This is a genomic window from Micromonospora sp. NPDC005252 (assembly GCF_042872475.1).
Classification (GTDB): Bacteria; Actinomycetota; Actinomycetes; order Mycobacteriales; family Micromonosporaceae; genus Micromonospora.
The window spans coordinates 135208-156161 of sequence record NZ_JBIAKN010000001.1; the positions used below are offsets into that span (position 1 = coordinate 135208).

Below are 20954 nucleotides of genomic sequence, written 5' to 3' on the forward strand. Positions count from 1 at the left end.
TGCGCCGGTGTTGTCGCGGATCTCACCGGTGGGGAGGGGTCCGTCACGATCCGCTGGATCTGAGGCATTGGCTCCGGGCCGTCCAGCCGTTAACTTCAGGAGGTGGAATCAGTGCAGCCCCCCGCCGGTTCCCAGGTCTCCCGCGTACCGGCCCAACGGACCCCGTCCGAGCAGCTGCCGCCGGCCCCGCCAGCGCCGGCGCCACAACCGCGCCGCCGCCGACTGCGTACGGTGCTCACCGTGGTCGGTGGGGTGCTCGCCCTGCTCTGCCTCGGTGCTGTGGCGACGGGGTACGTGCTGTACAACCGCGCGGCCGCCCCCGACCGCAGCGCCCCCGACGTGGTCGTCGACAACTACCTACGCGCATTTCTCGTGGACCGCAACGACGCACGAGCCGACCAGTACACGTGCGAGGGCGGGACGCAACTGGAGCCACTTCGCGCGCTACGAGCCGACCTGCTCACGCGTGAGGATCGCTTTAGGGTCACGATTTCGGTCAGTTGGGGCAGCCTCGGCTTTCAGAAGCAAGGCGACGTTGCTGATGTTCAGGTCACTCTGGTCATTTCCGCCTTGGTGGACGGCATAAGGCAAAGCGAGCGACAGTCCTGGCAATTCAACACCCGGTTAGGCAAAGGGTGGCGAGTATGCGGCGGGCAACCGGCGGCTTGATCACTCGATCCACAGCAGATGGACCGGAACCTCCAGGGTGGTGGGTGATTGGCCACGCCAGGCCCAGCGGTACCACTCCACTTCGGGCGTGATCCGCACGCAGATGTCGCCTTCGGCCCCCGAGTAGGTCTCGGTGACGGCCCGCATGTCCCGGTGTTCCAGCCCACCCTCGACGTGCACCACCCGGCGTCCGGTGACCGCGTCCGCCTCGAAGACGGGCGTGGGGGACCGATGGGACGGCCCGTCCAGCGAGACCAGCCGGATTCCGGTGTCCCGGGTGCCCTCCGATCCGGGCCTTTCGCAGATCGTCTCCACCCAGACCCGCTCCACCGGCACCAGCGGCGCGAACACCTCGACCTGGTCGGCCTCGGCCCGGTACCACTCGTGCTCGGGGATGACCGGCACGTAGGTCCGGGCACCCTGCACGACGCGGTCGTCCGCGCGCAGATCCCCTCGCCAGCCGAGCCCGGGCAGACCGACCAGCACCCGCTGCCCGCGTAGCTCCACGCGTCCGGTCGCGGGCACGATGGTCAGTGGGCGGGGCGGCCGGGGTGCCCAGTCGGGCTGGTCGGCGAACGGGTCCGGCATCGGTCCGGTCATGCCCGTGACAGCCTCACTCCGCGCCGCGCAGCGGGGCGCCCCGCTCGCGCATGAACGGAATCGGGTCGACCGCGCCCCGGCTGGACCGGTCGTTGCGCAGGTGCACCTCGAAGTGCAGGTGCGGGCCGGACGAGTTACCGCTGCTGCCCACCTGCCCGATCACCTCGCCGGCCGGCACGATCTGATCGGGTGCGACCCGGGGGTGGACGACCATGTGGCAGTACCGGGTGATGTAGCCGCCGGCGTGCAGGATGTCGACGAACCAGCCACAGCCGCCCTTGCCGGGGTACCCGTCCACGTCGCAGCTCCGCCGTCCGCGATTGTCCGGGTCGCAGCGGGCTACCAGCACCCGGCCGGCGGCCGCGGCGCGGATCTCGGTGCCCTTGGCCGCTCCGATGTCGACACCGTTGTGGCTGGGTCGCTCGGCGGTCCGGAAGCCGGAGCCGACGTCACCGGAGATCGGCGCGGTCCAGCCGGAGGCGGCGATCTGGCCGCGCTCGGCGGCGTCGCACACCGCCTTGCCATTGATCTCGACGGTGCGGGCCGCGCCACCGGCCAGCGCGTCCACGATCTTGCTGGCCAGTTCCTCGTGCTTGGCATACGCGTCCGGATAGGCGCTGATCTGCACCTGCTGGGCCACGACGGTCAACGGTCGGCGCTGCCAGCTGCGTACCTTCACGAGCTTTTCGTAGAACTTCCGGGCCGTGTACGCGGGAGTCATCCGCTCGGCGACCGAGCCCCATCCCGGCCGCTGCTGGAACAGACCCAATGAGTCGTGGTCCGCGCCGACGCCCTCGTGCGGCAGGGCGAGAGAGGCGGGCACCCCGGTGTTCGCCAGATTACGCAGCGCGGACTCTTGCATCGCGGTGGCCAGGGCGATCACCCAGCCACGCGAGGGCACCCCCATGTCCTGACCGACCTTGATGATGATCGCCGCGTTGCGGATCTGCGCGTCGCCATACTCGGCAAACCGGGGCAGTTCGCCGGCGATGTCCACCGGACGCACGGGTCCGCAGCCCCAACCGGCCAGGGCATCCCCGTCCTGCGCGTCGCCGCCGAGACCGCTGAGAAAGAACGCCGCGGTGCCTCCGGTGCAGCAGAGCAGGAGCAGCACCCCGGTGAGCACTGAGGCGATCACGCCGACCCGAATCGGGCGGCGAAGAGCACGGCCTGCTCGGCCGGCGGTCACTGTCGCTCCCAGTCCACCACGTCGACCAGCCAACCCTTGTCCGCCACCACCAGCTCCAACCGGAGCCGCCCGGTGTCGAGCGGTAGCAGCACCTCGACGAACGTGTCGGTGCGCGATCGCACCGATGGTGGGCCGGTCACCTCCTCGGCCGGCACTCCGCCGGGCTCGGCGCCGGCCAGCTTTTCGGTCAGCGCCGGGGTCGACAACGGCCGCAGGCCGGCCTGCCACTGTTCCGCCGTCATTCCGGGTCGGCCGAGCCAGGCGGAGGCGAACCGGTCGGCGGTCTGCTCCGGCGTGCGGGCGCCGGGCCGGGTGACCGGCGACGGCGGAGCCTCGGTGGAGGTCACCCCGTCGTCACCGGCCGTCGGGTCGACGGTGGTGATCGGCCGGTTCGGTCGGCTGCTCAAGCCGTCCGCCGGGTCCATCGGGCCGGACGCGAGGCGGGCTGCCCCGATCACCCCGAAGACCAGTACCGCGATCACCACCGCCACTCCCAGTCGGGACCGCAGCGCCCGGGTGAAGAGGAATTCCAGGGCCCGTCGCATCGCGGTCACCGAGCCTCTGAGCGCACCCGCGGTCCGGTGCGGTCCGGCGCACGTTCGGTGGAGCCGGGCCGGTAGACCACGAACGACGGGTTCTCCGACGGCACGTCCGGTTCAGTCCAGGTCGCCGGCTGCCGTCGACGGGGCTGCGGTGGCACCGGACGACCTCGGTTGCCGGTCTCCTTCGTCGGCGCCTCATCGGCGCGTTCCTGACCGTCCGGTCGACCGTCGCTGGCGCCTCGGCCCGCGACCGGGGTTGGCGTCGGCGTCGGGGCCGGGTCTTCACGGCGTGCCTCCGGGCGCAGCCGGGTCTGCTCGGCGTCCGGCGACCGGCGGCGTCCGCCCACCGGTTCCATCGTGCCCCCGGGCTCGGCCACGTCGAGCCGGGCCGCCGTCCGCATGTCCCGGAAAAACCGGCGGTGCCAGGACCCGGCCGAGCTGACCGCCTCGCTGCTGTCCTTACCGCCGAGCTGGGTGATCCGCCGGTACGGCCGCAGCAGCAGCCAGCCGACCACTCCGCACAACCACACCAGCACCACCTGGAGCCAGCCGGGCAGCGTGGGCGTACTCATGATCAGATCGACCGCGAACAGGTAGATGGCGGCGCCGGTGCCGAAGATGGCGATGTTGAAGATCGCGGCGACCACGGCGTTCGCGAGCCGTCGTAGGCCGGCACTGGCCGGACGGAGCAACCCCACCGTGCCCAGGATGGGTGCCGCGATCACCGCCCATCGGAAGATCAGGAAGCCCAGCAGGACCAGCAGCGACGCGGTCAGGTCGAACATGGCGAACAGGACCGAGGCCAGCACCGCGATGAACCCGGCCCCGACCCGGTCCATGTCCCGGACACCCTGGAGGTACTCGTACGCCTCCGGGTCCTCGGTCTGGATCTGCTCGGCCACCCGCGCCCACTGCTGCTGCTTGGCCTTGATCGTCGCCTCCCGGGTGGCCGGGTTGGCGCGCAGCTTCTCGACCTCGTCCCACGACAGCGCCTTGGCGTCGTACAGCGCCGGACCGTACTTGCGGGCCGTCTCACTGTCCGCCGAACCGAGCACGCCCCGTAGCCAGTTTCGATATAGCATCGCCTCGGTGGCGGTGTCGCTGGCTCGCACGGCAGGTGGACGCTTGTCAACACACGCGTCCGGGTTGGGAAGAGCACAGCGGTCCGGTGGAGTATCCCGGGCTGCCGGGCCCACCGCGTCGTGCACCACGCCCAGCGAGGTGACCAGCGTGCCGTCCGCGATGTTCGCCGACTTGACCGGCCAGGCGGCGAGGGCGGTGACCGCGACCATCACCAACAGAGCCCAGCCGGCGGTGGTCATGGCGTTGCTCATGTCCGACTGCCGGCTTCGCCAGAGCAGATAGAGCCCCACCACGCACAGCGTGACGATGCCGAAGACGCTGAACACCTTCTCGTAGACGGCCTTGGTCGCCTTCTCGACCAGCGGGTCGGCCCAGCCCCACATCGACCGGGGGTCCCAGGCGCGTTCTCGTAGCGCATTGGAGGCGCCGACGATCGCGGTGGCCACCATGAACTCGCCGTTCGCCACTGTGGTGGTGAACTTGTAGTCCGGATGCAGGACCGACGACGCGCAGCCGCCGGGGATGTCGTACGTCGGATAGCTGTATCCGGCGTAGCCGTAGTCGCTGTAGAGCCCCTTCGGCCCGAGTTGTTTGGCGGAGTCCGGACGACCGGCGAACCAGCCGGCGAGGCCGGAGTCCGGCGTGCCCGGGGTCGGCGCGTTGCGGCACTTGACCTCGTCCTCGCTGACCGCCTGGAGCTTCCCTACGCAGGCCCGGAAGTCCGCTTGCCATTCGGCCGTCGTGCAGAGGTCGGCTCGGGCCTGGGCGACCGGTGGCGCGGCTGCGGCCGCCTCCGCGCCGAGCAGCGGCCAGCTGAGGGTGGCCCCGGCCAGCACGCCGAGCGCGAGCAGGAACGACGCGATCCGTGCCCGGGGCCCAGCCATGTCACGCCTCCAGATCCGGCAGGGGGATGCTCGGCAGGACTCCGGCCGCCGCGGCGATCGCGGCGGGCGTCGTGTCGAGGTGGTCCAGCAGGCCGTCGACGTACGAGACGTCGACCCGGACCTTCTGCACCCGGCCGTCGACGTCGCGCATCACGAACTCTCGGAAGCCGAGGCGGTCGGCCGAGTTGGCGTCGGCGGCGGAGAGCGAGGCCAGGGTGGCCTCGTACCCGTCGTTGACCGGCACCCGCAGCAGCCGAAGCGCTTCGGAGGCGATCTCGGCGTCCTCGGCGATCCGGCCGACGAAGACGGTGGAGACCAGGTTCTGCACGTCGAGGCCGAGGATGTCGCGGGGGTTCTGCGAGGCGACCAGCGCCGCGAGGTTCCACTTCCGGGAGTCCCGGGCGAGCCGGACCAGGAACGACCGGCCGGACCGCCAGCCCTCCATGAAGTGCGCCTCGTCGAGGCCGACGAGCTTGCGGGACGACATCGACCCGCCGTAGCAGCGGCGGACGGCGAGCCGGTGCGCGGTGTGCAGCATCGGCAGGGCGAGGGCCTCCTCGGCCGACCAGTACTCTCGTTCGATCTTGAGGTCGGGCAGTCGGAGCCCGGCCATCGTGATCACGGTGAGCGCCGCGTCGGCACCGAGCAGACCCTCCGGCGGCCGACCGAAGAAGAGCATGGCCAGCGGCATCTCGGCGGTGTCCAGGAGCAGGTTCGCCAGCTCCTTGCCGGCGTCGTCGTCGAGCCGGCCGAGGCAGCTCACCACGTCGTCCAGGGTGGACGTCTCCTCGGCGGGGACCTGCCGGACGGCGTGCCGGAACAGGGTGGCGGTCGACGCCTCGCGGGCCACCTGCGGCGGCACGAGCATCATGCAGATGTCCTGGACCAGCATGCGCCGCTCGGCCCGGGCGTTGGAGACCGCGATCTCGAACTCGCGGTCACCGGGGGCGCCGGTGGCGAACTCACTGCGCAGTGGCGTCGGGATGAGCGAGTAGGGCGCCAGGGTGCCGTGCTCCGACCCGGTCAGGTTCAACACCCGGGAGTACGGCCGCAGCTCGGGCATGGCGCAGAGCCGGGCCAGCGGCCCGGACGGGTCGAGCAGGGTCACCTGGACCCCCCGTCGGGCGGCGAGATAGCCCAGCGCGCCGAGCAGGGTCGACTTGCCACCGCCCGGCTCGGCCACGAAGACCGCGAGCCCGGAGCGTTCGCGTACCTCCATGGGGAAGTGCAGGTCGAGGAAGACCGGGCGGCGGCAGGTGCCGGCGGTACGCCCGATGAGGTCGCCCCGGCGGTCACCGACGGTGGACGCGGCCTGGGGGAGCGCGGCGGCGAGCAGCGGGACCGGCATCCGGCGGACGTAGCCGGTGTTGGCGATGGGCTCGCCGGGGATGAACTCGCGAGCCAGCCAGTCCTGGTTCTTCGGGTGCTGCAGGGAGATGCGCAGCTCCCGGGAGTAGAGCTGGATGAGCCGCCGGGCCCGCTCCAGGCACTCCTCCCTGGTCCGGCCGCCGACCGCGATCCGGTGCCAGCCGTGGGCGCGGGCCGAGTCGACGGGCAGCCCGGTGGTCATCTCGTCGCCGATCACCAGCGCCCGCTTGGCGAGGCGTTCCAGCTCCGGTGGCGCGTCGATGCCGTGCTCGGCGTAGTCGAGCTGCTGGGAGCGGATCATCCGCAGCCGGTGTTCGAGATTGCGGAACGAGTCGCCGGATCCGAGGATGTCGACCCGGGTGGAGATCTCCATCGGCCAGGGCAGTCGCTCGTGGAAGTGCAGCCAGGGCTCGTGCCGTTCCGGGATCTCCAGCGGCTCCATCCGGCCGACGGCGAGTACTGCCACGTGCCGTTCCTCGCCGGTCATCCGGTTGACCAGTTTCACGGTCGAGCCGTACGGGGTGCGGTAGCGCTCGACCTGCTCGGTCAGGGCGAGCAGGTCACCGCGCTCCCAGCGGCCGTCGGTCACCGGGGAGAGCCGGCCCGGGGGCGCCATGCACAGCGCCACCGAGCGGTAGAGCAGCCACTCCAGCTCCTGGGCGGTGACACGTCGGCCGCGCATGCCGAACGCGCCGAGAACCTCGTCGAACTGTTCCACGGTGCGGCCCAGTTTGCGGCGCTCGCCCTCGGCGGTGCCCCGGCCGAAGGTGCGCAGCAGGCGTTCGGTCATGGAGTCGCCGAGGGAGCGACGGGCGAAGGTGACGCCCAGGTAGGTCTGCCCCTCGGCATGGTTGACGGCCATGAGGTGCCGCTGGGCGGCGACCAGGTGGTCCGCCCAGCCGGTGGTGCCGGCGACATCGGGCAGCGGTGCCGGCGTGTGCGCGTCGATGGTGCGCGCCCACTCGTCGGCGGGGAATGGTCGGGTGGTCCGGCGCAGGTGCAGCCGGAAACCGGCCAGGCCCGCGTACTGCTCGGAGATCGCCGACAGCAGCGCCTCACGCTCGGCGTCCGGGCGGAAGGCCCAGCGGACCTCGGGCAGCCAGTACCAGGCGGTGACCGTGTTCGGGGTGAAGGTCAGGTGGCCGGCGATCTCGGTGATGGCCAGCTCGACCGACGGATCCCGGTCTCCGAATTTGATCTTCGGGGCGCGGACCCGGGTCGGCTTGATCGGCCGGTCCTGGTTGCTCGCGGCCCGCTGGCGGGGTGGCGCGACCTCTTTCCCGGCCCCCTTGGGTCGCTCCGACCCGGGGCGGCGCGGCGCCCGCTCCAGGGCCGGCCGGTCGCTCGGGGCGGCGGTGGCCGGCCGTTCCGCCGGCGCGGTGGGACGCTGCACCGATGCCGTCGGTGGGACGACGGGTGCGGCGCTGGACGTCCGGGGTGCCGGGCCGGTGGCCGTCGACGCGGACGCGCCTGCGGCGGTCGGCTCGGGGTCGTCAGAGGGGTACCGCATCGGGCGTCGGTCGCCTGCCTGATGCGGCACCCGGGACTCACCGGCCGGGTAGGCGTCCGCCCGTCGTGGCTCGACGGCCGGTCGGTCGCTGGTGGACCGGTCATCGGGCGTCCACGGTGGCTCCAACTCGGGCGCCGGTCGGGCCGGGGTCGGGGCGACCGCGGGCGGCTGCTGCGGGACCGTCGGCTGGCTCCGGGTCGCGGGGCCAGCCGTCACGGCCCGTGGACCACCAGGTCGCGCGCCACCGAACAGGTCCAGGAACGGCGAGTCGATGTCGGCGTTCTCGCCTGCCGAGACCGCGCTGGGCTCGGCGGGCGGCGTCCGGCGGGTGACCGGCCGAGGTGCCTGGAACACACCGACCGCGCCGTGGCCGGGCGAGGTCACCAGCGCGGGGTCGAGCGCCACCTCGTCCTCGGCCTCGGGGTAATCAAATGACTGCGCACGGTGACTGGCCGGCACGGCCGGGCGGCCGGCCGGTGAACCCGGCGTGGAAGAGCGACTCATGCGACCGCCTCACCCGCGTCGTGCAACAGACCGCTCGGCGTACGCCCGGTCATGCCAGCTCCTCCCGGATCCTGATCCGGCTGCCGACCAGACGCGGGTCGCGCTGCTCGATCGCCGGCTCCCGGGTACGTCGCCAGTCGGTCAGCGCGGTGCGGATGACCACCCGCGCCGGCCGGTCGGGGTCGACGTGCCGGAAGATGAACGACGTGGTCACGATGGCGAGCGCGATCTCCCAGGCTGGGAAGAGTTCGACAGTCAACGTGAACAGCCAGTGGATGAACATGTAGAGGGGGACGAGCAGCATGAAGAGCCCGTACTGGGCGTAGGGCAGGTGGACCGGAAGGGTGTAGCCGGGCGGCCCGAGGTAGACCAGGCGGGCCCGGTAGATGTCGTCGTCGGTGCGTAGCCGCATCTGGTGAACGCGCCTATTCGAAGATCAGGTCGATCAGGTAATCGCCGACGAAGAAGAGTGTGGCCGCGCCGGCGATGAAGGCCAGCCCGACGATGGCGATCGCGGAGCTGGTCAGCACCTTGGAGATCTCGCCGCGGCTGGCGCGACCGATGAAGATGACGCCCAGGACGGCGAGCAGGATCGGCGCGATCTTGCTGGCGAAGAAGGTGACGACACTGTTGGTGTCGATCCCCTTCGGTGCCGGCTCCGCGAGTGGAGCCGACGCCAGGGTGGAGAGCGCGTGGGCGACGCCGGAAGACGCCGTCTCCATGAGCTCGAAGGCGATCACTGGAACCTCCCCATAGCGCGGCCGGCGGTGCCGCAGCGGTGCAATGGACGAGCCTGGCGGGAAATGTCCTCCACAGGGCGCAGCGTTCTTGACCCTGCGTTCGTTACTCACCACGGAGGGTGGCGAGGTTTGGGCGTTTTTCCCCCGCTTCGGCCCTCCCTCCAAGCTTCGCCATCTCGATGCTGGCCAATTCCAAAGCGTACGGGCCGCCCCGGATTGCGACAAGCCGCGAAGGGACTGCCTGCTGCTGCCCGGATGACCGATCGTACACCTGTTCTAACGAGCACGTCAGGGGTGGTCGACCCGGGCCGCCGGGTACCGCCACCACGACCGGTACCGTCTAGTCGTGACCGATCTGGTACGGGCTCCGGGCCCGGTGGTGATGGGCGTCCTCAACGTCACGCCGGACTCCTTCTCCGACGGCGGACGGTACGCCGACCTCGACGCGGCCGTCGGACACGGCGTCCGTCTGCGCGAGGCCGGGGCGCACCTGATCGACATCGGCGGTGAGTCGACCCGTCCCGGCGCCGAGCGGATCGACGCGGTGACGGAGGCCGAGCGGGTGCTGCCGGTCATCCGCGAGCTGACCGCCGCCGGTGTGCCGGTCAGCATCGACACCAGCCGGGCGCGCGTGGCCGAGGCCGCGTTGGGCGCCGGCGCGGCGGTGGTCAACGACGTCTCCGGCGGGTTGGCCGACCCCGACATGGCCCGCGTCGTCCGCGACGCCGGCTGCCCCTGGGTCCTGATGCACTGGCGGGGCCACTCCCGGCAGATGCGCGACCTGGCCAGCTACACCGACGTGGTGACCGATGTGCGGGGCGAGCTGGCACAGCGGATCGACGAGGCGCTGGCCGCCGGGGTCCCGGCGGACCGCATCGTCATCGACCCCGGCCTCGGCTTCGCCAAGACGGCCGCCCACAACTGGGAACTCAGCGCTCGCCTGCCGGAGCTGCTGGACCTCGGGTACCCGCTGCTCTTCGGCGCCAGCCGCAAGTCCTACCTCGGTCGACTCCTCGCCGGCGCCGACGGCACACCGCGACCCACCGCTCAGCGGGAGGCCGCCACCGTGGCCACCAGCGTGCTCGCCGTCGCGGCGGGCGCCTGGGGCGTACGCGTACACGACGTGCGCGCCACCGTGGACGCGCTCGCCGTCTGGGCCGCCACCGGCAGCCCGCGCCTGGTGCCAGCCAGCCCGGCTGGGCGGCCCGTACGAGCGGCCGCCGGCCGGCGAGAGGGAGACCGATGAACGACCGGATCCAGTTGACCGGCCTGCGTGCCCGCGGCCGGCACGGGGTGTACGACTTCGAGCGCGCGCAGGGGCAGGACTTCGTGGTCGACGCCGTCCTGGAGTTGGACCTCGCCCCGGCGGCGGCCAGCGACGACGTCACCGCGACGGTCCACTACGGCGAGCTGGCCGAACGTCTGGTGGCGGTGGTGACCGGCGAGCCGGTCAACCTGATCGAGACCCTCGCCGACCGGCTGATCGCCGTCTGCCTGGCCGACGAGCGGGTCCGCACCGCCACGGTCACCGTGCACAAGCCGGAGGCGCCGGTGCCGCACACGTTCACCGACGTGGCCGTCACGATGACCCGGACGCGTACCCGATGACCCGGGCCGTGCTCTCGCTCGGCAGCAACCTCGGCGACCGCCTGGAGCACCTCCGGACGGCCGTCACCACGCTCGGCGACACCGTGCTGGTGGTCTCCGGCGTGTACGAGACTCCACCGTGGGGGGACGCCGACCAGCCCGCGTACCTCAACGCGGTGCTGCTGGCCCAGGACGCCGCCGCCACGCCCCGCGACTGGCTGGAGCGGGCCCGGGCCGCGGAGCGCGCGGCCGGCCGGGTCCGTGACCCGCAGCGGCGGTTCGGGCCGCGCACCCTCGACGTGGACGTGATCGCGGTCTGGGGCGACGACGACGAGCCGGTGCTCAGCGACGAGGAGGAGTTGACCCTGCCGCACCCCCGGGCGCACCTGCGCGCGTTCGTGCTGCGACCGTGGATCGACATCCAGCCGTACGGGCGGCTGCCCGGCCACGGCTGGTTGACCGACCTGCTCACCGCCGGCCCGGTCGCCGACGACGCGCTGGAACTGCGTCCCCGGCCGGAACTGGCGTTAGAGTCGACGGCATGACCCAGTGGAGCCGGCCGGCATGACGCAGGCGAAGTCCCCACCACCGGGCGGGCCGGGCCCGGACCGGTCGCGGATGGGTCCCACCCGGATCTCGACCCTGGTCGTGGCCGCCCTGGGCGCGGCGGCGGTGGCCTGGCTGCTGATCAGCAGCCTCTACTACAGCGGCATCCCCCGTCTGCCGTGGCTGCCGGTGGTGACGCTTGCCGCGCTCGCGGTGCTGGAGGCGTACGCGGCCGTCAACACCCGCGGTCGCATCGAGCGCAAGCCCGGCCGGGATCCGGTGAACCCGTTGATGGTCGCCCGGTTCGTGGTGCTGGCCAAGGCGTCGGCGCTGGCCGGGGCCATCTTCGCCGGTTTCTACGCCGGGCTCAGCGGGTGGCTCTTCGTCGAGACCACCCGGGCCGCCATCGACGATCGGCCGGCCGCCGGGGGCGGGCTGCTGGCGTCGCTGGCGCTGGTGGGGGCCGCGCTCTGGCTGGAGCGGTCCTGCCGGGTCCCGGAGCGCCCGGACGACGAGCACGAGCCCGACCAGCGCCAGAGCCGTCCCGGCCAGCGCTGAGCAGGGGGTTACGCCTGGCTCCGGGCGCGGGTACGGTGCCTCCGATCGGAGAGCAACGGCCGCCCCCGATCCGTCCGTGCGCCGGACCGGGACGGCCGGCCACTGGGGAGGCGGTGCCATGGGGTACGAGGACACGGGCCGGGACCGGTCGGTCGAACCCTCGTCCGGGGTTCCTGTCGCCGTCCTGGAGAACGTCTTCGACGATCCCACCCACGGCGAGCCGGGCCGGGACCGCGTCGGTGTGCACATGTTGTGGGAATTCCTGCTGCTGGTCGGTCTCGCCGCCCTGGGCTGGCTGCTCTGGCGGGCCGACCCGGACACGCTGCGCGGCGCCGGTCTGCGTACGTTGCTGGTCGGCGCGGTCGGCCTCGGGCTGCTCGCTCTCGCCGCCGGGCTGAGCCTGCGCACCGCCGTCCCCAACCTGGCCGTCGGGCCGGTCGCGGTCGCCGCCGCGCTGCACTACGCGGAACAGGGCGATCGAGGGCTGGCGACGTCCGTGGGGTCGGCCGTCGTGGTCGCCGCGGTGGGCGGTCTCGTGTTGGCGCTGGCCGTGGTGGTGTTACAGGTGCCCGCCTGGGCGGCGAGCCTGGCCGCAGCGGCCGGAGTCGTGGTGTACATCGAACGTCGTTCGACGTCGATTCTGGTGCAGGGGGACTACGACCCGAGGCGTACGGCCGGCTACCTCTTCGCCGGGTTCGCCGCCGTCGCGGTTCTCGGCGGTCTGTTCGGCACGATCAGGTCGATCCGCCGGCTGGTGGGTCGGTACCGGCCGGTGGCCGACCCGGCCCGGCGCCGGGGCGCGCTGGCCGCCGTGGTCGCCGCCGTCGCGCTCGTCGGTTCCACGGTGCTGGCCGCGCTCGCCGGTGTCCTGCTCGCCGCCAACGGCCCCGGGGCGGTCACGCCCACCTCCGGGCTGGACTGGACCGTCCTGGCCATCGGCGTGTCCCTGCTCGGCGGCACCAGCGCGTACGGCCGCCGCGGCGGGGTGTTCGGCACGGTGCTGGCGGTCGGCCTGGTCACCGTCTTTCAGGCGTACGCGCCGGAGCGCGACTGGACGGTGAGTCACTGGGCGCTCGGTGGCGTGGCGCTCGGCGTCGGGCTGCTGGTGACCCGGCTGGTCGAGACGTTCGGGCGGCCCCGGCCGGGCCACGTGGAGAAGATCGAGCCGGTCGGCGACGGCACGATCAGCACGGGATGGAACGTGCCCCGGCAACAGTCGGCCGACAACTGGCCTCCGACGCTGCCGACACCCCTCGCGCCGGAATCGGCCGACCCGTGGCGTGACCCCCGCTGGGAGACCGGCCCGCGGCGCTGGGACGCCGACGACCGGTGAGCCGTGTCCCGTCCGCCGAGCCGGCGCTGATCTCGACCGTTAGGCTCGCCGCATGACCGACACACCTGCCGCCACCCCCGGCGGAACCTCGTTCGAGGAACTCGACGCGCTGTCCACGGAGGAGCTGCGGGAGCGGGCGTTCGCCCGGGCCCGGGAGCGTCGCGACGTGGGGTTCTACTGGTCGGTGCTGCGGCACCTGCCGAACGCGGACGAGGCCACGGTGCTGGACGGCGCGCCGAACTCGATCGGCCCGACCATCGACGAGGCGAACGCCTTGTGGCGGGAGCTGACCGGGCACGGCTACGAGGAGTCGGCGCCGCTGCTGCGGGCCGCCTTCATCGACTACCTGCTGAAGCACTGAGCCGTTCGGGGCAGCCCAGGTCCGCCCGGCCGGCCGGCACGGGACCTGGGCGGATCATGGGACTCGTCCGTACGGGCCCGGTCAGCGGCTACGGGACGGCCGCCGGCACCGGCGCGCTCGCCGTACTGCTGCTGGTCGGCATCTGTGGCAGCCCGGCGTACACCGGCTGGGCCGCCGCGACGCTTACCGACCCGGACTCGGCCGGCGGCTTCTACCTGCGCCTGCTCGCCTGGCCGGCCTGGCGGCTGGACGCGGACGGGCAGGCCGGCGGTCTGTTCGCCGCCGACCTGCGGGCCGTCGCGCTCGTGGTCCTCGCGGTGGCGCTGCTCTATCTGCTGCCCGCCGCGCAGGTGGCCCGGGTGCCCGGCCCGGTCAGCCAGTTCTTCTCCGGCTGGGCCGCGTACGTGCTGGCCGGCGGGCTCGCCGCCGTGCTGGCGGCGCTGCTCGGCCCGGACCCGTCGCTGCTGGCAGCACTGCGAGACGCCAGCAGCGGCGCCGGCTACGGCTTCCTCACCGGCTGGATCATCGGCACCGCGAGCCTCGGTGGTCGCGCCTGACCCGCGCGACCCCATTCGGAACGGGTGACGCCGCCGGGTCGGTCAGCGGCCGGGTCAGCCCGTCGAGCGGCCCAGGTCGAGCAGACGCTGGCGGCTGAGCGCGCCCACCGGGCGGCCGTCGTCGGTCACGACGAGCTGGTCCCGCCCCGACGTGAGCAGTGCCGCCAGCGCGTCGTACGCCGTGCCGTCCAGCGCCACGGTGGGCAGATCCGCGGCGGCGCCTGGGGGCACCGGCTCCAGGGACTCCCGGTCGAGCGGGGTGACCGCCAGCCGGCGGATGCCCCGGTCGGCTCCGACGAATTCGCGGACGAACGGGGTGGCCGGTGCGCCGAGCAGGGCGGCCGGCGTGTCGTACTGCTCAAGGTGCCCGCCCTGAGAGAGCACGGCGATCCGGTCACCGAGCCGGACGGCTTCGTCGAGGTCGTGGGTGACCAGCACGATCGTCTTGCGGACCTCGGCCTGGAGGCGGAGGAACTCCTCCTGCAGGCGGGCCCGGACGATCGGGTCGACGGCCGAGAACGGCTCGTCCATCAGCAGCACCACCGGGTCCGCGGCGAGCGCGCGGGCCACGCCGACCCGCTGCCGCTGCCCACCCGACAGCTCGTGCGGATAGCGGCGGCCGAACTGGGCCGGGTCCAGACCGACCAGGTCGAGCAGCTCGTCGACGCGGGCCCGGGTCCGATCCCGGGACCAGCGGAGCAGACCCGGGACGGTTGCCACGTTCGCCCGGACCGTCTGGTGTGGAAAGAGGCCGACGTTCTGGATCACGTAGCCGATCCGGCGGCGTAGCCGCACCGGGTCGACGTCGGTGACGTCCTCGTCGCCGAGCATGATCCGCCCGGCCGTCGGCTCGATCAGACGGTTGACCATGCGGAGCACTGTCGACTTGCCGCAGCCGGACGGGCCGATCAGCACCACCAGCTCGCCGGCCTTGACGTCCAGGCTCAGGTCCCGCACGGCCTCGGTGCCGTTCGGGTAGCGCTTCTGGATGCCCTGCAGGGAGATCGACGCCGCGCGAGGGGATTCGGCCACGCTGGCGGCCTCCGGGGTAACGTCCACGTATGTCCTTCCGCCTGAGCTACCGGGCCGACCCGGGTAACCCCTGGTTCTCCTGGCAGTACGTGCGGGACAACTCTGACACGATCCTCGCCGCCATGCGCGAACACGCCTCCCTCACGGGACGCGCGGTGCTGATCGCGGTGCTGATCGCCCTGCCGTTGTCCGTGCTCGCGTACTGGGTCCGCCCGCTGGCCGGCCCGATCCTCGGCGTCACCGGCGTGATCTACACCATCCCGTCACTGGCGCTGTTCGCGTTCATCGCGCCGTACCTGGGCACCGGCGCCACCACCGTGCTGGTCGGGTTGGTCCTGTACGCGCTGCTGCTGATCGTCCGCAACGTGGTGGCGGGGCTCAACCAGGTGCCGCCGGAGGTCGGCGAGGCCGCCGAGGGCATGGGCTACGGCCGCTGGCGGCGGCTCTTCCGGATCGACCTGCCGCTGGCGATCCCCGGCATCCTGACCGGGTTGCGCCTGGCCACCGTGTCGACGGTCGCGCTGGTCACCGTCGGCGTGCTGGTGGGGCACGGCGGCCTCGGTCAACTGATCTTCGCGGGCTTCCAGAACAACCTCTACAAGGCCGAGATCATGACCGGTACGGTGCTCTGCGTGGCGCTCGCGGTGCTGCTGGACCTGCTGCTGGTCCTCGTCGGCCGGCTGGTCACCCCCTGGTCCGCCCGGGGCGTCCGGTGAGCGCCGCGGCCAACCCCGTGCACCAGGCGGTGCTCTGGCTCAACGACCCCCTGAACTGGAGCAACCCGGGCGGCATCCTGGACCGGCTCGGCGAGCACCTGACGATCTCCGCCCTGGCGGTGGCGCTGGGCTGCCTGGTGGCCTGGCCGGTCGGGCTGTGGCTCGGGCACACCGGCCGCGGCGGCGGTCTGGTGGTGCTGGTGTCCAACGCCACCCTGGCCATTCCCACCCTGGCGCTGCTGACCATCCTGCCGCTGACCTTCCTCGGCTTCGGGCGTACGCCGGTGGTGGTGGCGCTCGCCGTCTTCGCTATTCCGCCGCTGCTGGCCAACGCCTACACCGGCGTACGCCAGGCGGACCCGGAGGCGCGCGACGCGGCCCGCGGGATGGGCCTGTCCGGCGGGCAGTTGCTGCGTCGGGTGGAGCTGCCGCTCGCGGTGCCGTACCTGGCGGCCGGCTTCCGGACCGCCGCCGTGCAGGTCATCGCCACGACCGCGCTGGCCTCGTTCGTCAACGGTGGCGGTCTCGGCGAGATCATCCGTACCGGATTCGGTCTGAGCATCGCCGCCGGTGGCGGGCAGATCGTGGCCGGTGGTGTGCTGGTGGCCGGGCTGGCATTGCTGGCCGAGCTGCTCCTCGGGATCGTCGAACGCCTGGTCACCCCCCGTCCGCTGCGACGCGGACGGCAGCGCGCGGGCCGCGCCCGGCCCGCCGACGCCACCGGCCGCGCCTGACGCGCCGTCGCGATCCGTCCGGGTGAGCGGACGCCGAAGCGGCGACCAGCGGCGGGCCGGTCGGTGACGATGCGGTGACGAAGCCCATCCCGGGTTGTCGGTCGCTCGCGGACCATGTTGGGTGGAAGTCGCGGGCGGCCGACAGCCGGGATCGCCCGTCGGACACGCGGCCGGCCCGGGACGGGTCGCGCCGGGACACGGAAGGCGGGCGGCACACATGCGCGCACGTACACGTCTGGCGATGGGCGCCATCGGCGCCATCGCCGGAGCAGCACTCCTCACCGGGTGTGGCGATGCCGGCTCGTCCGGCACCGACGCCCCCCAGACGAGCGCCTCCGGGGCCGGGTGCGCCCCGGTCGCCGGTCAGCAGCTCATCGCTCTGACGGACGACAAGAAGCTCCAGAACTCCGACAACGTCATTCCGGCGGTCAACAGCAAGGTGGCCAACCCGCAGCTGATCGCCGCGCTGGACAAGGTCTCCGCGGCGCTCGACACGCCGAAGCTGATCCAGCTCAACAAGGCCGTCGACGCCGACCGCAAGACCCCCAAGGTGGCCGCCGAGGAGTTCGCCAGCGCCAACAACATCACCGCGGGAATCGCCAAGGGCCCGGGTGGCGACATCGTGGTGGGCGCTGGCAACTTCAGCGAGAGCCAGACCCTGGGCGAGCTGTACCGGATCGTGCTCACCGCCGCCGGTTACCAGGTCAAGGTGCAGCAGATCGGCAACCGGGAGCTGTACGAGCCGGCGCTGGAGAAGGGCGAGATCCAGGTCGTCCCGGAGTACGCGTCGACCATGGCCGAGTTCCTCAACACCAAGGCCAACGGCAAGAACGCCCAGCCGGTGTCCTCGCCCGACATCAACACGACGGTGACCAAGCTCAAGGCCGAGGGCGACAAGGTGGGCATCACCTTCGGCACCCCGGCCGCCGCGCAGGACCAGAACGCGTTCGCGGTCACCCAGCAGTTCGCCGACAAGTACGGCGTGCGGACCCTCTCCGAGCTGGCCGCGAAGTGCTCCGGCAGCGCGACGGTGCTGGGCGGCCCGCCGGAGTGCCAGCAGCGTACGTTCTGCAAGCCGGGCCTGGAGAAGACGTACGGGCTCTCGGTGGGCTCGTTCTCCTCGCTGGACCAGGGCGGGCCGCTGACCAAGAACGGGCTGCGTGAGGGCAAGATCAGCGTTGGTCTGGTCTTCTCCTCGGACGGTGCCTTCGCCACCAGCTGAGGTTCCTTTCGGGTGTGCCGTGGACGCCCCCTCCCCATCTCGGGGCGGGGGCGTCCGCGCGTCCGGGGACCCGTTCCCTCCGCTGGGGATCGTCGGTAGGCTGCACAGCCATGCCAGCCCCGGTCACCCCCGACGCCCGGCGTCAACCGCTGTTGCTGACCGTGCTCTTCTGGGGCGGCGTGGCCCTGGCCCCGGTGGCGGCGCTGATCCTTCTGGTCGCTGACGGTAACGGCCCGCTGCGCTTCGCGGCGGTGCTCGCCATCGTGGCGGTGGTCCTGATCGGCCTCTCCATCGCGTTGCGTCCCGACGGTGACGACGGTCGGGCCGATGAGCTGCTGGACGAGATCGAGGAGCTGCGCCGGGAGTTGCGCGCCGAGATCGTGGCCGCCGCGCAACGCGGCAACCAGGCGCTCGACCAGGCGCAGCGAGCCCAGGAGGGGATCGCGGCGGTCCGCCGCCGCCTCGATGCCACCGGAGCGGCCCTCGCCGGCGCCACCCCGCTGGCCGAGCCGGCAGGCGCCGGGCGGGTGCGGGTGCCGGCCGCCGACCCGGTGGACGAGACTCCGCCCGCCCGCAGCCGGGTACCGGTCCCCGGCGACGCCCCGGTCGCCCGGGTCCGGGTGCCCGCTCCCGAGGAGGCCGCCGGCCGGGTTCGGGGCCCGGGTCCGGGCGAGGTGGCTGGTCGGGTTCGGGTGCCGGCCCCGGACGAGGCCGCCGATCGGTGGGGTCGCGACGAGCGCGCCGACGACGAACCGGCGTACCGCCACCGCGCCGCCGCCGACGCGCCCCCCGAGCCAGCCGCCGGCGGTGTGTACGGCGCCGAGCGGTCCGCGGCCGGATACGCCGCCGCTCCCCGCCCGCGTGAGCACGACCGCCCCCGTGAGCACGACCGCTCGGAGCCGGCGCACCGGCCGGTGGGCGTGGTCCGGCACACCGAGACCGTGCACGTCACCACCCGGCACACCGTCGTCGACGGCGGACCGGCCGAGCCGGGCGGGCGCTACGGCGGCGGGTACGCCGGCCAGTGGACCCCGCCGGCCCAGGAATGGACCCGGGGCGGCGGCACGGAGGGACGTGCCCGGCCGGCCGACCGCTCGTGGGGCGAGCCGGAGAACCCCCGGTCCACGTACGCCGACGACCGTGCCCGCCCAGCCGACGACCGGGCCCGCTCTGCCGACGACCGCGCTCGGCCCGTCGACGACCGGTCCTGGGGTCAGCAGCCCGCCGCCCGGGGTGAGTCCGGTTGGAAGGGCGCACGGGACGGCTCGGGCTCCGACCGGAACGGGCCCGACCGCGGCGACGAGGAGCCGGGCTGGAGGGCTCGCCGCGACGAGCCGGAGTGGACCGGCCAGCGCGACGTGTACGCCCAGGCCGACGAGCCCGCCTGGGGCGGCCGATCGCAGCACGACGACCGTGGCTGGTCGGAGCAGGCCGAGCCCGACCACGCCGGTGCGCCGCAGCCCGGTCCCGCCCTGCGGGCGGACGACACCGGCGAGTACTGGTCGCAGTTGCGGGCCGGCGACCGGTGGGCGGCCGTCCGGGACGACGAGAACGGCCGTGAGCTGCACGTCGGAGAGCGCCGGGCCGAGGTGCACGCCGACGCCACGGGGACCGAGTACCGGATGGCGGACCGCTGGGCGTCCGTCCGCCAGGAGGACCCACGCCGCCACGACGACGCGCGCCGCCACGACGACGCGCGCCGCCACGAGGACGCGCGCCGCCACGAGGACTCACGCTGGCAGGACGAGCGCGAGTCGTACCACCGGTCCGAGCCGGGCGGCCGGCCGGCGCTGCCGGTCGGCGGCGTGCCCGTGCCGGACGAGTGGCGCCCGCCGCGCCAGCGCGGTCACGAGCCGGAGCCCGCCCCCGAGCGGGCCGGCCGCCGCCGGGTCGAGGAGCGGTACGGCTACCCGCCGCAGGACGACGTGCCGCGTGCCGGCGGCGCCCCGGTCACCGACCGCTGGCGCTGACGCGTCACTTGTCGATGTCGCCGACCACGAAGAACATCGAGCCGAGGATGGCGATCAGGTCCGGAACGAGGCAGCCCGGAAGCAGGGTGGCCAGCGCCTGCACGTTCGCGTACGAGGCGGTGCGCAGCTTCAACCGCCAGGGGGTCTTCTCGCCGCGCGACACCAGGTAGTAGCCGTTGATGCCGAGCGGGTTCTCCGTCCAGGCGTACGTGTGCCCCTCGGGCGCCTTGAGCACCTTCGGCAGGCGGGTGTTGATCGGCCCGGTCAGCCGGTCCACCCGGTCCAGGCACTGCTCGGCGAGATCCAGCGAGACGTACACCTGGTCGAGCAGCACCTCGAAGCGGGCGTGGCAGTCCCCGGCATTCTTGGTCACCACCGGCACGTCCAGCTCGTCGTACGCCAGATACGGGTCGTCGCGGCGCAGGTCCAGGTCGAGTCCGGAGGCTCGGGCCACCGGCCCGGACGCGCCGAACGCGGCGGCGTCGGCGGCGGACAGCACGCCCACGCCCACCGTGCGGGCCAGGAAGATCTCGTTACGCCGGATCAGGTGGTCGAGGTCGGGCAGCCGCCGACGGACCTCGCCGATCGCCGCGCGGGCCCGCCCGGTCCAGCCGTACGGGACCTCCTCCTTCAGCCCGCCCACCCGGTTGAACATGTAGTGGATCCGGCCGCCGGAGACCTCCTCCATCACCGCCTGGATGGTCTCCCGTTCCCGGAAGGCGTAGAAGACCGGCGTGATGGCCCCGATCTCCAGCGGGTAGGAGCCGAGGAACATCAGGTGGTTGAGCACCCGGTTCAGCTCGGCGAGAGCCATCCGCAGCCAGGTGGCCCGCTCCGGCACCTCCATGCCCATCAGGCGTTCCACCGCGAGCACCACACCCAGCTCGTTCGAGAACGCCGAGAGCCAGTCGTGCCGGTTGGCCAGCACGATGATCTGCCGGTAGTCGCGCACCTCGAAGAGCTTCTCCGCGCCTCGGTGCATGTAGCCGACGATCGGTTCGCAGGCGATGACCCGTTCGCCGTCGAGCACCAGCTTCAGGCGCAGCACGCCGTGCGTGGAGGGATGCTGCGGGCCGATGTTGAGCACCATGTCGGTGCCGAGCTGCTGATCGCCGGTGCCGGCGACCAGACCGGCCCCGGTGCCGACGGTCAGTTCACGGAGGGCCCCGGCGTCGGTGGTCATGCCCGTCATCGTGCCACGGCGACGGTGCCCCGGGTCACGGCGACCGCTCAGCGCCACCGGGTCGGC

21 protein-coding genes are annotated in these 20954 nt (G+C 72.8%); 12 read left to right on the forward strand and 9 right to left on the reverse strand.

Annotated elements, in window-relative coordinates; genetic code table 11:
• Positions 1–111 precede the first annotated feature (111 nt).
• Positions 112–669, forward strand: a complete 558-nt coding sequence (locus ACFYPH_RS00605; RefSeq protein WP_387179282.1) for a hypothetical protein — start codon at positions 112–114, stop codon at positions 667–669.
• On the opposite strand, the gene ACFYPH_RS00610 is transcribed toward ACFYPH_RS00605, so the two are convergent.
• The 7 genes from ACFYPH_RS00610 to ACFYPH_RS00640 are packed head-to-tail and all read right to left on the reverse strand — an operon-like array spanning position 670 to position 9089.
• Positions 670–1269 carry a hypothetical protein gene (locus tag ACFYPH_RS00610; protein WP_387177897.1) on the reverse strand — a complete coding sequence of 200 codons (600 nt, stop codon included), beginning with the start codon at positions 1267–1269 and terminating at the stop codon, positions 670–672.
• Positions 1270–1282: 13 nt separating this feature from the next.
• Positions 1283–2458 carry a M23 family metallopeptidase gene (locus ACFYPH_RS00615; protein WP_354861087.1) on the reverse strand — a complete coding sequence of 392 codons (1176 nt, stop codon included), beginning with the start codon at positions 2456–2458 and terminating at the stop codon, positions 1283–1285.
• Positions 2455–3012, reverse strand: coding sequence for a hypothetical protein (locus ACFYPH_RS00620; RefSeq protein WP_363936159.1), 558 nt, complete (start codon positions 3010–3012; stop codon positions 2455–2457). Before ACFYPH_RS00620 ends, ACFYPH_RS00615 begins: the two co-directional genes overlap by 4 nt.
• The gene (locus ACFYPH_RS00625) at positions 3009–4967 is read right to left on the reverse strand and encodes an MFS transporter (protein ID WP_387177900.1); all 1959 of its coding nucleotides are present in this window, start codon (positions 4965–4967) and stop codon (positions 3009–3011) included. Before ACFYPH_RS00625 ends, ACFYPH_RS00620 begins: the two co-directional genes overlap by 4 nt.
• Before the next feature lies 1 nt (position 4968).
• On the reverse strand, positions 4969–8349 hold the full coding sequence (locus tag ACFYPH_RS00630) for an ATP-binding protein (RefSeq protein ID WP_387177903.1): 3381 nt from the start codon (positions 8347–8349) through the stop codon (positions 4969–4971).
• A 49-nt stretch (positions 8350–8398) separates the two neighbouring features.
• Entirely contained in the window at positions 8399–8761 is a 363-nt protein-coding gene (locus ACFYPH_RS00635) for a hypothetical protein (RefSeq protein WP_007466101.1), read from the reverse strand.
• A gap of 13 nt (positions 8762–8774) precedes the next feature.
• Complete coding sequence (locus ACFYPH_RS00640; RefSeq protein WP_030327982.1) at positions 8775–9089, reverse strand: hypothetical protein; 315 nt, start codon at positions 9087–9089, stop codon at positions 8775–8777.
• Positions 9090–9435: 346 nt separating this feature from the next.
• Between ACFYPH_RS00640 and folP the strand changes: the two genes are divergently transcribed.
• The 7 genes from folP to ACFYPH_RS00675 all read left to right on the forward strand — a co-directional run bounded on the left by folP (position 9436) and on the right by ACFYPH_RS00675 (position 14031).
• A complete protein-coding gene (folP, locus tag ACFYPH_RS00645) occupies positions 9436–10335 on the forward strand; it encodes a dihydropteroate synthase (protein ID WP_355135785.1) in 900 nt (299 codons plus the stop codon).
• The gene (folB, locus tag ACFYPH_RS00650) at positions 10332–10697 is read left to right on the forward strand and encodes a dihydroneopterin aldolase (protein ID WP_355064941.1); all 366 of its coding nucleotides are present in this window, start codon (positions 10332–10334) and stop codon (positions 10695–10697) included. Before folP ends, folB begins: the two co-directional genes overlap by 4 nt.
• Complete coding sequence (gene folK / locus ACFYPH_RS00655; RefSeq protein WP_355064943.1) at positions 10694–11221, forward strand: 2-amino-4-hydroxy-6-hydroxymethyldihydropteridine diphosphokinase; 528 nt, start codon at positions 10694–10696, stop codon at positions 11219–11221. Before folB ends, folK begins: the two co-directional genes overlap by 4 nt.
• 19 nt (positions 11222–11240) lie before the next feature.
• Positions 11241–11780 (forward strand): DUF3180 domain-containing protein, encoded by a 540-nt coding sequence (locus ACFYPH_RS00660; protein ID WP_355135781.1) that lies wholly within the window; start codon positions 11241–11243, stop codon positions 11778–11780.
• 118 nt (positions 11781–11898) lie between these two features.
• Positions 11899–13113: an ABC transporter permease gene (locus ACFYPH_RS00665; RefSeq protein ID WP_387177909.1), complete on the forward strand. Its 1215-nt coding sequence runs from the start codon at positions 11899–11901 to the stop codon at positions 13111–13113.
• Positions 13114–13165: 52 nt separating this feature from the next.
• Entirely contained in the window at positions 13166–13474 is a 309-nt protein-coding gene (locus ACFYPH_RS00670) for a hypothetical protein (RefSeq protein WP_234587453.1), read from the forward strand.
• A 56-nt stretch (positions 13475–13530) separates the two neighbouring features.
• Positions 13531–14031, forward strand: a complete 501-nt coding sequence (locus ACFYPH_RS00675; RefSeq protein WP_354861103.1) for a hypothetical protein — start codon at positions 13531–13533, stop codon at positions 14029–14031.
• 54 nt (positions 14032–14085) lie between these two features.
• Here ACFYPH_RS00675 and ACFYPH_RS00680 read toward each other — a convergent pair whose 3' ends face one another.
• Entirely contained in the window at positions 14086–15090 is a 1005-nt protein-coding gene (locus ACFYPH_RS00680) for an ABC transporter ATP-binding protein (RefSeq protein WP_355064948.1), read from the reverse strand.
• Positions 15091–15092: 2 nt separating this feature from the next.
• On the opposite strand from ACFYPH_RS00680, the gene ACFYPH_RS00685 reads away from it, so the two are divergent.
• The 4 genes from ACFYPH_RS00685 (at position 15093) to ACFYPH_RS00700 (ending at position 19705) form a co-directional block, all read left to right on the forward strand.
• A complete protein-coding gene (locus ACFYPH_RS00685) occupies positions 15093–15779 on the forward strand; it encodes an ABC transporter permease (protein ID WP_354861107.1) in 687 nt (228 codons plus the stop codon).
• The gene (locus ACFYPH_RS00690; RefSeq protein WP_355135777.1) at positions 15776–16513 is read left to right on the forward strand and encodes an ABC transporter permease; all 738 of its coding nucleotides are present in this window, start codon (positions 15776–15778) and stop codon (positions 16511–16513) included. Before ACFYPH_RS00685 ends, ACFYPH_RS00690 begins: the two co-directional genes overlap by 4 nt.
• A 241-nt stretch (positions 16514–16754) precedes the next feature.
• Positions 16755–17735 (forward strand): glycine betaine ABC transporter substrate-binding protein, encoded by a 981-nt coding sequence (locus tag ACFYPH_RS00695; RefSeq protein WP_355135775.1) that lies wholly within the window; start codon positions 16755–16757, stop codon positions 17733–17735.
• 110 nt (positions 17736–17845) lie between these two features.
• Entirely contained in the window at positions 17846–19705 is a 1860-nt protein-coding gene (locus ACFYPH_RS00700; protein ID WP_387177915.1) for a hypothetical protein, read from the forward strand.
• 4 nt (positions 19706–19709) lie between these two features.
• Here ACFYPH_RS00700 and ACFYPH_RS00705 read toward each other — a convergent pair whose 3' ends face one another.
• Complete coding sequence (locus ACFYPH_RS00705; RefSeq protein WP_387179285.1) at positions 19710–20897, reverse strand: NADH-quinone oxidoreductase subunit D; 1188 nt, start codon at positions 20895–20897, stop codon at positions 19710–19712.
• Positions 20898–20954: the final 57 nt, after the last annotated feature.